The sequence below is a fragment of the Marinobacter sp. Arc7-DN-1 genome, assembly GCF_003441595.1.
Lineage (GTDB): Bacteria > Pseudomonadota > Gammaproteobacteria > Pseudomonadales > Oleiphilaceae > Marinobacter > Marinobacter metalliresistant.
The window spans coordinates 4,263,461-4,276,044 of sequence record NZ_CP031848.1 but is presented as its reverse complement, the minus strand read 5'-3'; the positions used below and the strand labels follow the sequence as shown (position 1 = coordinate 4,276,044).

Here is a 12,584-nt window from a genome sequence, read left to right as displayed (position 1 = left end):
AGGATGCTGGGAACAGCGCGTATTCTATGTAACCTTGATGCCGAATGACAGAGCAGCGGCATTACACCGGCATGAAGGGCCGGCCAGGCCGGCAAGCGGGACCAACCGCTTGATAATATCCTTGCCAGCCCCAATGCTAAACTGGATAACATTCAAGCACGATTGCCCGCCTCTGGCGGACGTCTCCCGAACAATCAACAGGAGTTGCCATGAATTTCAGCCTGAGCAATAAAGCCATCAACAGCACCAAAGCAGACTGCCTCGTTGTCGGCTTGCCCGAAAAAGGCACCTGGCCGCAATCCACCAACCAGGCAGACGAGGCGCTGGGCGGGCTGATCAAAAAACTCCAGAAAGCCGGCGACCTTACCGGCAAGAACGCCACCACGGCGGCCATTCCGCTGACAGATCAGCCCTGGGGTCGTCTGCTGGTGGTTGGCACGGGTAACGATAGTGATCGAACGCCGGCGAATTACCGCAAGGCCCTGATCGCCATGATGACAGCCCTGAAGGATGGTCCCTCGAAAAGCATCGCCGTCGCCCTCGCAGACACCCCCGTAACCGGCGAAGACGCGGTAAGCTCCGAAGCCGCCCGCCTCAGCCTTATCGGCCGCACCCTGGAAGATCAGCTTTACACCTTCAGCGACTTCAAGAGTGAAAAGCCGGCAGCCCGCAAACTGAATAAAGTAGCGGTAGTTGCCTCGAGTGCTGCCAAAGACCTGAAAGATGCGTTCAATCTCGGCCTCGCCACCGGCCGCGGCATGAACCTCACCCGCGACCTGGGCAACACCCCACCCAACATCTGCCACCCGGAATGGCTGGCTCAGCAGGCGAAGAAGCTGGCGGAGGACCATGACTGCATCAAGACCGACGTGCTTGATGAAAAGCAGATGGAAAAGATGGGCATGAACACCATCCTGGCCGTGGGCAAAGGCAGCACCCAGCCCCCGAGACTGATCGTGATGGAATACCGTGGCGGTAAGGCCAAGGACAAGCCTCATGTCCTGGTGGGCAAAGGCATCACCTTCGACACCGGCGGCATCAGCCTCAAACCCGGTGAAGGCATGGATGAAATGAAATACGACATGGGCGGCTCCGCCAGCGTATTCGGCGCCATGCAGGTCCTGGCCGAAACCCGGCCCAAGATCAACGTAGTGGGCGTGATCGCCGCAGCGGAGAACATGCCGGACGGCGGCGCCTCGCGCCCGGGCGACATCGTCACCACCCTCTCCGGCATGACCGTTGAAATCCTCAACACCGACGCCGAAGGCCGCCTGGTACTGTGTGACGCCCTCACCTACGTGAAGAAATTCGACCCGGCCGCAGTCATTGATCTGGCCACCCTCACCGGTGCCTGCATCATCGCCCTGGGCAACCACGCCACCGGCCTGCTTGCCAATAACGACGACCTGGCCAACGAACTGCTGGCTGCCGGCGAACGCGCCGGTGACCGCGCCTGGCGCCTGCCCCTGTGGGACGAATACCAGAGCCAGCTCGACAGCAACTTCGCCGACATGGCCAACATCGGGGGCCGCCCCGCCGGCACCATCACTGCCGCCTGCTTCCTGTCCCGGTTCACCAAGGATTACCGCTGGGCCCATCTGGACATCGCCGGCACCGCCTGGCACTCCGGCAAAGCCAAAGGCTCCTCGGGCCGCCCGGTACCCCTGCTGGTCGACTACCTGATGTCCCATGCAGGAAAGTAACCCGGCCACTATCCACGGGCAAGGCAGCCCGGAGACCGGCAGCCCCGCTGCCGGCCCCTCCGGCCAGGAAGACCGGAACCAACGCTACTGGTTTCACATTCTCGCCCAGAACTCCCCCGCCGCCCGCAACCTCCACGCCGCCAGACTCGTGGACAAAGCCTGGCGGCAGGGTGACCGCGTGTGCATCGTCTGCGATACCGCCAGGCACGCCGAAGAACTGGACGACCTGCTGTGGAGCTTCAGCCCTGATGCATTCATCCCCCACAGCGTCGTTCCCGACTCCGCCACCACCTGTCCGGACCCCGTCGGTATCTTGCTCTGCCCGCCTGTTGCCGAGGACTGGGACACGGTGATCATACTTTCTGCAACATTGCCGCCTGATGCTGACCGGTTTAAACGGCTTGCTCTGGTTGCCCATAACGATCCGAACGTTCTCAATCAGGCGCGGTCGCATTTCAAGCAGTTGAGGACTCTGGGGATTGAGCCCCGGGTGCATGATCAGAGGAAACGGGGGTAGGTTTTTGTCGGATTACGCTTCGCTGATCCGACCTGCGTTTTCCACAGCCCGTTACTCCTGCGAACTGCACGAGTTCGGACCGGCGGGGTTGGGGGCCACTTTCCAAAACTGTTGAGGGCCATGGACGGCCCGAAACAAGCGCACATGGATGTGCTCGTAGCGTGTTTTGGAAAGTGGTCCCCAACCTCGCCTCGCACACAACTAGCAGGCTACTGACAGAACCCACCTCCAAGGTTCGCCGCATCACCGGCGACCATGTATAATCGGGCGTCTCAATTTTCCCTTGTGAATCAACCAACGGTCACTGCAGAACCCCATGGAAAAAACCTACCAGCCAGAAAACATCGAGCGCCAGTGGTACGAAAACTGGGAATCCAAAGGGTACTTCCGCCCCAGCGGTGAAGGCCAGTCCTACAGCATTGCCATCCCGCCGCCCAACGTCACCGGCAGCCTGCACATGGGCCACGCGTTCCAGCACACCATCATGGACACCCTCACCCGCTTCAAACGCATGCAGGGCCGAAACGCACTCTGGACCGTTGGCACCGACCATGCCGGCATCGCTACCCAAATGGTGGTTGAACGCAAACTGGCCGCCGAAGAAGACAAAACCCGCCACGACCTGGGCCGGGACGAGTTCATCAAACGGATCTGGGACTGGAAAGAACACTCCGGCGGTACCATCACCCGCCAGATTCGCCGCCTCGGCAACTCCGTCGACTGGGACAACGAACGCTTCACCATGGACGACGGGTTCTACAAGGCCGTGCAGGAAGTGTTTATCCGCCTGTACGACGAAGGCCTGGTATACCGCGGCAAGCGGCTGGTGAACTGGGACCCGAAATTGCACACCGCCATTTCGGACCTCGAAGTGGAAAACAAGGAAGAAAAGGGCTTTTTCTGGCACCTGCGCTACCCGCTGGCTGATGGCGCCAAGACCCAGGACGGCAAAGACTACCTGGTCGTCGCCACCACACGCCCGGAAACCATGCTGGGCGATACCGCCGTTGCCGTTCATCCGGACGACGAGCGCTACCAGCACCTGATTGGCAAGCACGTGATGCTGCCGCTGGTGAACCGGCGGATTCCGATCGTGGCCGATCATCATGCCGATCCGGAAAAGGGCTCCGGTTGCGTGAAAATCACCCCGGCCCATGACTTCAACGACTATGCCGTGGGCAAGCGCAACAACCTGCCGATGATTAACGTCATGACCCAGGACGCCAACATCCGGGACGTGGCCGAGGTGTTCAATGCAGACGGCACCGAAAACACCGAACTCGACGGCACCATGCCGGGCGCCTATGCCGGTCTCACCCGCGAGCAGGCCCGCAAACAGATCGTCGCCGACATGGAAGCCGAGGGGCTGGTCGAGAACATCGAGGATCACGTACTCAGCGTTCCACGCGGTGACCGGTCGGGCCTGATTATCGAGCCCATGCTCACCGACCAGTGGTTTGCCGATGCCAAGACCCTGGCCAAGCCGGCCATCGAAGCTGTTGAGGATGGCCGCATCCAGTTCGTGCCCAAACAGTACGAGAACATGTACTTTGCCTGGATGCGCGACATCCAGGACTGGTGTATCTCCCGCCAGTTGTGGTGGGGCCACCGGATTCCGGCCTGGTACGATGCCGAAGGCAACATCTACGTCGGCCGCAGCGAAGACGAAGTACGCCAGAAGCACAACCTGGACGCCAACGTGGCCCTGGAGCAGGACGAAGACGTTCTCGATACCTGGTTCAGCTCTGCCCTGTGGACCTTCGGCACCCTGGGCTGGCCGGAAATCACCGAACGCCTGAAGACCTTCCACCCTACCGATGTGCTGGTGACCGGTTTCGACATCATCTTCTTCTGGGTTGCCCGGATGATCATGATGACCATGCACTTCATGAAGAACGAGGACGGCACCCCTCAGGTGCCCTTCCACACCGTATATGTAACTGGCCTGATCCGGGACGAGCACGGCGACAAGATGTCCAAGTCCAAGGGCAACGTGATCGATCCGCTGGACATGATCGACGGCATCAGCCTGGATGACCTGCTGGAGAAGCGCACCGGCAACCTGATGCAGCCCAAGCTGGCCGAGAAGATCGGCAAACGCACCCAGAAGGAATTCCCGGAGGGTATTGCCGCTCATGGCACTGACGCCCTACGCTTCACCCTGGCTGCCATGGCCACCACCGGTCGTGACATCAACTGGGACATGAAACGCCTGGAGGGCTACCGCAACTTCTGCAACAAGCTGTGGAACGCCGCCCGTTACGTGCTGATGAACACCGAAGGCGAAGACTGCGGCGTCAACGACGAGCCGGTGGAGCTGTCACTGGCTGACCGCTGGATCATCAGCGAACTGCAGAGTTGTGAGCAGGATGTGATCCGCCACCTGGACCAGTACCGTTTCGACCTCGCAGCCTACGCGTTGTACGAGTTTATCTGGAACGAATACTGCGACTGGTTCCTGGAGCTGTCCAAGTCGGTTCTGAACGATGAGAATGCCAGTGCTGAAGCCAAGCGCGGCACCCGCCGCACCCTGGTCCGGGTGCTGGAAGCGGTCCTGCGCCTGGCCCACCCGATGATGCCGTTCATCACCGAGGAAATCTGGCAGCGCATTGCGCCCCTGGCCGGCAAAAGTGGCGACAGCATCATGCTGCAAGCCTTCCCCCAGCCGGATGCCACCAAGCAGGATGCTGCTGTTACCGCTGACATTGAATGGCTCAAAGGGGTCATCGTGGCCGTGCGGAACATCCGTGGTGAGATGAATATCTCCCCGGCGAAAAAGATTCCGGTCCTGCTGCGGAGCAAAGACGCCGAAGACCAGCGACGTATGAACGACAACCGCCAGTTCCTGAGCTCCCTGGCAAAGCTTGAGAGCCTGGACTGGTTTGAAGGCGAAAAAGCCCCGATGTCTGCCACCCAGCTTGTTGGCGAAATGGAAGTGCTGGTCCCCATGGCCGGCCTGATCGACAAGGATGCAGAGCTCAAGCGCCTGGACAAGGAGCTGGAGCGCCTGCAGAAAGAAATTGGCCGCCTGGAAGGCAAGCTGGGTAACGAGAAGTTTACCGCCAAGGCACCGGCCGAAGTTGTTGAAAAGGAGCAGGAAAAGCTCCGTGACGCCCAAAGCAGCCAGGCCCGCCTGAGCCAGCAGCGGGCCGACATCGAGGCCATGTAACCGACATGATCGCCATTCTGGGCGCAGGTTCCCTGGGGCGGCTGTGGGCCGCCTCATTGGATCCCGGCCGGGCTGCGTTCATTGCCCGGCCTGCTGAACCGCCCAGGGCGGCCATCCGCTATCGGTTCCGGCCTTTCAATGGGCCGGAATCGATCATCGAGGTTCCCTGGCTCAGGGCCGGTGACAACCCCGAACTGATTCTGGTCACCACCAAGGCCGGCGACACCTTCGGGGCGATTGCCGGAGTAATCGACCGGTTCCCCCAAAGTTCCCCGATCATTCTTTTCCAGAACGGCCTCGGCAGCCAGCAAACGGTGACTGCCCACTGGCCGTACCGCCCCATCCTGGCAGCCAGTACCACCGAAGGCGCCAACCGGCCGGAGCCGGATCTGCTGGTCCACGCCGGCACCGGTGACACCTGGATCGGGCCAATGACCGAATCCGCTGGCAGCTACCTCAACAAGGCAGTGGCGTTACTGAGCGCCGGCGGCCTGACGATTCATCCCGAGCAGACTATTCGCCAGCGGCTCTGGCAGAAGCTTATTATCAATGCCGGCATCAATCCCTACACCGCCATCCTGGACTGCCCCAACGGCGATATCCTTGCCTCTTCCCTCTATCGGGACACCATCCGCGGTCTGTGCCGCGAACTATCAGATCTGATGCGAGCAAGCGGACAGGGCGAGGAAACGCCGGAAGCCCTTCGTCACAGGATAGAAACGGTTGCCCGCAAGACTGCCCGCAACACCTCGTCCATGCGTGCTGATGTTCTCAAGGGCCGCACCACGGAGATAAACTTCATCAACGGCTATCTGGCGAGGCTGGGAAAAGACTTCGGCATCCGGACACCAGTGAACCAAATGCTGACCGAGCAGGTACAACAGCTGTCGTCACATTAACAGGCGCAGACTGATGAGCAATCGCCTTTTGTCAGCACAAACGTCGTGCCGGTCAGACCTTGAAGGCCTCCACCAGCCGCTGAAGCGAAGCCGTCCGTTCCGACATTTCCCTCGAGGACCCCAGCGTCTCCTCCGCGTTTGCGGCGGTCTTTTTGCCCAGTTCGCCAATTTCCTCTACGTTCGAATTGACGTTCTTCGCGACGGCGGACTGCTCCTCCGCAGCCTGTGCGATCTGGTGGCTCATATCCACAATGACCGCAATACCATTGGCAATCCGATCCAGCGCCTGCGTCACCTCACCGGATTTCTGCACCGTCGCTTCGGTAACATCCCGGCTGTTGGTCATGGCGGACACAGCGTCCTTAACACCGCTCTGCAGCCTTGAGATCATCCCTTCAATCTCTTCGGTCGACTTGTGAGTGCGCTGTGACAATGACCGGACTTCATCGGCAACCACGGCAAACCCGCGCCCCTGCTCGCCCGCCCTGGCGGCTTCAATCGCCGCATTCAGGGCCAGCAGATTGGTCTGTTCCGCAATGGCCTTGATTTCCACCAACACCTGGCTGATATTGTCGCTGTCTTTACTGACCCTGTTGATCACCTCCACCGCGCCCGAGATTTCGGCAGCCAGCTTATTAATGGTTGCCACAGTATCGGCAACCACACCACGACCGGTTTCGGTATCCCGTTCGGCATTGCCGGCACTGTCGGCGACCCTGTGGGCACTTTCGGTGACCTCGTTCACGGCTTCAACCATCTGGTTCATGGCCTCATTAATCTGGCCGCTCTCATCCATCTGGCGAGCCACGGCCTCACTGTTGGCCGCTGCAGTGTCGTTAACCCGGGTCGCCTGCTGATCCACATCGGCCGTGGTACGACTGACAGACCGTATCAGTTCGGCGATCCGGTCCGTCATGTTGTTGAACTCCGCTGTCAGTTCGCCCAGTTCGTCCCGGTTATGCAACATGATGTGGGTGGTCATATCGCCGGCGGCAACGCCCCTTGCGGCCTCACTGAAACGGTTGATGGCGGTACGAACCGACATGAAGAAACCGATGTAGAGGTAAACAACCACCAGCAGAATGGCAACCAGTGCAATGATGATCAGGCGACGCTGACTCATCTCACTATCGAGCCGTGACCGCAGGTTGGCATTCACCACCTCAAACGCGGCGGCTTTTACCCGATCGTAGTGAGCCAGCTGTTCTGACATCAACTCATCGTATTCCTGCCAGGGCATTTCCAGGCGCATGGGTGTGATAACATTCTGGTCCAGCTGGTCCCGAACAATCATCAGGCTTTCGTCAACCCTGCGAATTGCCCCACCCGACTTCTCCACCAGAGCGGGCGACGACTCAGTGACGACAGACAGCGCCGGAGTAAGGAGCGAGCTGCGATTGGTCAGCTGGTCATAGATTTCATTCAGGGTTTCACTCAGGGCGTAGCCTACCTGCCCATCGACCAGCGCAAAGATACCGTAGGATTTTGCCCGTCCGATAACGGTGCGAGCCGCCGGAAGTGAATCACGAACCAGGCCAAGGATCAGCAGATTTTCCCGCGAAGCCCCGTGCCCGAGGCCGGAAATCTCAATGGTCGCCGGCAACAGGGCCTGGGCCTTCTGGACGAACTCCTGATAATACTTGAATTGCGGATCGAAACTGCCCAGGTAGTTATCGTCGGCGCGCAGAGCCTGCCAGTCCTGCCGGAGTGTCTCGACCTGTCCGGTCCAGGAGCCGGAAGCATCAAAGGAACGCTCCTCTGCAGTCAGCGCCTCCAACCTCGCCTCAACTTCACTGGCCGCTTCCTCTGACGCGGCCATAATGGCCCCGTCATCCTTGATCACAGCCGGAGAACGATAATCCCGGTAATCCATTGCCGCATCGACCAGCCGGTCAACCTGCTCCAGTTGCTCAAGCCCCTCGACGCCACGGGTCATGGCCTGAACCGAGCGGTTAAGCTCGGAGATAACCAACCATGACAGTCCACTGATCGGTAACAGAAACAGGATGCTGATGAGGCTGAATTTGTAGACCATCGGCAGCCGGTTCATAAGGGCAATGGCAGGATTGATAAGGTGCTTCACGGTGACCCTCTTGCTGGCGATTAACTACTGAACAATTGTTCTTTTCTTATATTGTCGCCTAAAGTCTTAAAAACTTGAGCATTATTTGTTGTTAAACTGTAACTTCGCAGGAGTTCTGCTCAGACAACGCCGGAAATCACCAGCAAGGCGAGCGTGCAGATCCACACGAGCATACTTCTGTTCAGTAAATCCCTTATCGCGCTCAGGCTTCGCCCCCCGAAAGCTGTCCACTCATCCGGATGAATCCGGGAAAAACGGGCAGGATCCAGAGCATATCCGGTTAACGCCCCGTTGGCGGAAATCATTAGGACCTCACCGGCTTTTCTCGTCACGCCGGTAAGGGTCTGGCGGGTTTCGCGCAACCAGCCGGCAAGGTCTCCGGCAATTCCGAATGTCAGTGACAACAGCCTTGCCGGAATCCAGCCCGCCCATTCCGATAGCCTTTCGAATCTGGGGCGAGCCGGCGCCTGGGGCCACTGATCTGCGAGCGCAGCCAGCCCCCGGGCCAGAACCGCCACGCCGATTCCCCCGACTGCGTACCAGAAAGCCACCAGGAAGAAACGCTGGAACACCGTTAACATCAGCGTCCTGGACAGGGAAAGATGCATTGCCTCCGGAGACAATGCAGCGCCACGCTCTTCCGCCGGCAAATGATCCTTCACATGGTGCCATGCCGATTGCATGTCTCCCCGTTGCCATGCTTCTGCATAAGGCCGGAGCACCTGCCGCCAGCCGGGTGTTCCCATGATGACCACCAGAACCAGGAACTCCAGCGGGTAAGTCGCCACCGGCCAGCCCGAGGCCACCAGCAGATACTCGGCCACTCCCAGCAACAAGGCCGGAAGCAGAACCAGCGCCAACCCGGTTGCAATTTCCGTTTCGTGGCCCGCCCTGGCACGACTGCCCAGATGAAACCACCGGCGCCAGACGTCATCACCGGAAAGCAGATCCAGGGAATCCAGACGTCTGCGCACCATGTAGGCAAGAAGAAAGACAATCAGCACCATCTAGACGCTCTCCCTCGCTGCTCGTATTTGCTTAAGGGTTGCCCGGAAGTGCTGCCAGTCAAACGCCGGTCCCGGGTCGCTTTTGCGGCCCGGCGCAATATCGCTATGGCCGGCAATGCGACCGGCAGTGATGTCGGGCCAGGCCAGCATGATGAGATCGGCGACACGTGCAAGCTGATGATATTGCCCGGAGGTATAAGGGACGTCATCGGCGCCCTCCAGCTCAATCCCGATGGAGAAGTCGTTACATTCTTCCTGCCCGTCAAAACTCGATCTGCCCGCATGCCAGGCGCGATCAAGCAGGCTGACGAACTGGACAACGGCTCCATCGCGACGAATCAGCAGATGAGCCGAGACCTGAATGCCTTCAATGGTCCGGAAATACGGGTGGGCCGAGTGATCGAGACAATTGCAGAAGAAGTTTTCAATTTCCGGGCCGCCGAAACGCCCTGGAGGAAGGCTTATATTGTGGACAACCAGCAGGGAAATGGCAGCGCCATCAGGGCGGGGCCCGAAGTTTGGCGAGGGACACCAGCGGGCGAAGGGAATCTTCCCGGTTTCACGGAGCGTACTTCGGTCGGAACCGGAATCGGAAAGGCTCGCGGACAAAACGTCTGAATCGGGCAAAATAATTCCAAAAGTTTCAGAGGATTACACTCCCTGATTGAATCACAAACTTGCCCCGGTTGCTACGAGTCAGTCTCTACGGCTGTTCCGCAGGTTATCAATAATTGACTCCAGTGCCCGATCGAAGATCAGGCCATCGTCCAGCATGGTGATTCGGCCCGCCTCCATGTCTGCGGCCAGGGCCTGGCGCTGGTATTCGGCAACCTTGGCACCGCTTCTGTTAACGAATATATACTTCCCGGTTGCCTTGATAAAAGCGGCGAGTTTACACCGGACCCGCGTTTCATCGCGGATGAGTTCAATCCAGGACCCCACCCGAAGGCCGTCCGCTGTTTCCTGCCACTGCGGCGATACCGAACCCGTCACCCCGGTGCGCTCAGGCTGTTCGGCAGCTTCGCCCCCGGCAACCTCAACAGATGATGCAGCAGGCCCTGCAACCGGCTCGTCGTCCCGGGATTCCTCCGGACTCTCAGGGCCAGCCGACGCGTAGTCCTCCGGGCGTTCCGGTTCAGACTGAACCAGATTACCAGCCGGCAACTCGGAAGGGGGCCCTTCCCGTGACGGTGCGGTCACAAGCTTCTGGAATACATCCACATGGGCCAGTTCCAGATCACGGATGGCGGCATCGGTGGCAAACGGATCCCAGGAAATTTCCTGCAGAGCTTTGCGCAGGTCATCAACAATGGCCGGAATGGCCCGCAACAACTCGCTGCGGGTTGAATCGCTGACCGGGCGCGGATCCACACTCCAGACCAGCTGTTCCGTCAGCTTGCGGGCATGCCGCCAGCGGTCACTGCCCTCACCCTCCCGAAGCGCAACCCACTGCAGATACCGGACCCAGGCCTCGTTGAGCAAGCCGGTGACCGGCTCCGGAATAGCATGCTTTTCAGTCAGCTCCTGCACCAGCCCTTCTGCCGCCTCCGAAGCACGCTCCTGACGGGCCCGCCCCTCTTCCGCATCCCGAAGGCGCTGCTCCACGAGTTCCCGGCGACGGCGGTCCAGATCCATGAAGTAACTGAAATCCTTCAGCAACTCCTCGAACAGGGCTACGTTGTCGGTGAATTCGTTCAGAACGCGGTCGACTACAGCTTCTATCTTTTCCCGAAGGGGGTCACGCTGGCCGGTTTTTTTCTCGGCCCAGCCGATCGCGGACAAAGCCATCTCATTGAGCAGCTTACGAACCGGATGACCGCCCCGATTGAAAAAGTTCTTGTCACTCAGGGCGACTTTCAGCACCGGAATCTGCAGGCGCCCGATCAATGCCTTCATGACCGGATGCAGCTGCCGATCTTCCAGAATAAAATCGAACAACATGGACACCAGATTGATTACATCACCGTCCACCTGCCCCGGCTTCAGGCTCTGGCCATCTCCAGCCCGGAGAATGGGTTGTAGCTGCTCATTAAGGGGCATGACGACACCGTCACCCCACTGCCGGCTGTTGGACTGCGCTTCCGTCAGGCGTGCCATAAGGCGATCAGTATCGATGCAGCCTTCACCACCGTGGCCTCGGCCACCGGATGCGGCGTCACCCTGATGCAACAGTGCGCTGAGCTCGGAGAAGGTCGCCCGGGACCATGGCCCACCATAACTCTCACCGGCGGGGGCGCCCGGCGAGACATCAGCACCGGAGGGTGCCCCCGTGCCACCACCTGCGGGCCGTTGACCGGGCCGGGTTGACCCTCTTCCGACCGGCGGACGCTTCATCTCCGGCAACACCCCCTCATTGATCAGCGTCCGGTTCGCCTCCTGATAGAAGTCGCCCAGTGTGTCGGCAAGCAGGCGGTCAAACAGCTTGAGGACCACCAGCTTGGCCCGTATGTCTATGTCAAGATCGGCACAGGCTTCAGCCACCCCGCCACAGATAACTTCCGGGCTCAGGGGCATCTGCGCGTCTTTCAGGTTAATACCCGGTACCAAATGGCCGACCCGCACAGTCAACAGGCGGATCTGTTCTGGGTAACGATTCCGGAGCTTGTTAATCAGGTTATCGATGGCAACCTGCTGCTCCAGCTGTGAATGGTCTACCAGACTGAGCGAATCCTGGTCGATGTCTTCCAGAGAGCCGGTCGCCTGTTGGGGCAGGAACTTTCCGATTTCGTTGAACGCCTGGCTGACATACTGGAGCATCGACACCACCATGGCCTTGCGGCGCAGTCTGAGCTCACGCATGGCATCAAAATAGGCTGTCTGGTCGAGGTTAGTACCTGCCCGGTCGGCAAGTTCGAACAGGGCATCGTCGGCGCGATCAAAAAATCTGGCAAGAACAGATTTCAGTGACTGACCCGAGGCGTCACGCAGGTGAACCAGCGCAGCCGGCAAGGAAAACCGGCCAGGCGGTTTCTGGCCTGAAAAGCTGACAACCTTGTTATCGTGCGCCATGAAGCTGCTCCGGGTCTTGATCGGCCAATATCTGAACTTCTTTCCACCTCACATGATACGAGCTGCCTGCGTCAGGTTGTGTCAGAATTTGTCACCTTTTGTGTAGACCTGACCTGCATCACACTTTAGCAGCCCAACATTAAGAGTAGCAGGCAGGCGGCGAGCGTTTGGCGATTCCCCGAGTGCCCTATAGAATG

Annotated in this window: 8 protein-coding genes; 4 read left to right on the top strand and 4 right to left on the bottom strand. The window is 59.5% G+C overall.

From position 1 onward, the window contains the following. Positions 1-209 precede the first annotated feature (209 nt). The 4 genes from D0851_RS20000 to D0851_RS19985 all read left to right on the top strand — a co-directional run bounded on the left by D0851_RS20000 (position 210) and on the right by D0851_RS19985 (position 6,288). Positions 210-1,703, top strand: a complete 1,494-nt coding sequence (locus D0851_RS20000; RefSeq protein WP_117620196.1) for a leucyl aminopeptidase — start codon at positions 210-212, stop codon at positions 1,701-1,703. Beyond that, positions 1,690-2,220 carry a DNA polymerase III subunit chi gene (locus D0851_RS19995; RefSeq protein WP_117620195.1) on the top strand — a complete coding sequence of 177 codons (531 nt, stop codon included), beginning with the start codon at positions 1,690-1,692 and terminating at the stop codon, positions 2,218-2,220. The genes D0851_RS20000 and D0851_RS19995 overlap by 14 nt, the downstream gene beginning before the upstream one ends. Positions 2,221-2,536: 316 nt before the next feature. Continuing rightward, positions 2,537-5,389, top strand: a complete 2,853-nt coding sequence (locus D0851_RS19990; RefSeq protein WP_117620194.1) for a valine--tRNA ligase — start codon at positions 2,537-2,539, stop codon at positions 5,387-5,389. A 5-nt stretch (positions 5,390-5,394) separates the two neighbouring features. Beyond that, the gene (locus D0851_RS19985; RefSeq protein WP_117620193.1) at positions 5,395-6,288 is read left to right on the top strand and encodes a ketopantoate reductase family protein; all 894 of its coding nucleotides are present in this window, start codon (positions 5,395-5,397) and stop codon (positions 6,286-6,288) included. A 52-nt stretch (positions 6,289-6,340) separates the two neighbouring features. On the opposite strand, the gene D0851_RS19980 is transcribed toward D0851_RS19985, so the two are convergent. The 4 genes from D0851_RS19980 to D0851_RS19965 form a co-directional block, all read right to left on the bottom strand. Continuing rightward, positions 6,341-8,371, bottom strand: coding sequence for a methyl-accepting chemotaxis protein (locus D0851_RS19980; protein ID WP_117620192.1), 2,031 nt, complete (start codon positions 8,369-8,371; stop codon positions 6,341-6,343). A 119-nt stretch (positions 8,372-8,490) separates the two neighbouring features. Then, positions 8,491-9,378, bottom strand: coding sequence for a histidine kinase (locus D0851_RS19975; RefSeq protein ID WP_117620191.1), 888 nt, complete (start codon positions 9,376-9,378; stop codon positions 8,491-8,493). Next, on the bottom strand, positions 9,379-10,005 hold the full coding sequence (gene ampD, locus D0851_RS19970) for a 1,6-anhydro-N-acetylmuramyl-L-alanine amidase AmpD (RefSeq protein WP_117620190.1): 627 nt from the start codon (positions 10,003-10,005) through the stop codon (positions 9,379-9,381). A gap of 69 nt (positions 10,006-10,074) precedes the next feature. After that, positions 10,075-12,387, bottom strand: coding sequence for a DUF1631 domain-containing protein (locus D0851_RS19965; protein ID WP_117620189.1), 2,313 nt, complete (start codon positions 12,385-12,387; stop codon positions 10,075-10,077). Between the last annotated feature and the right edge of the window lie 197 nt (positions 12,388-12,584).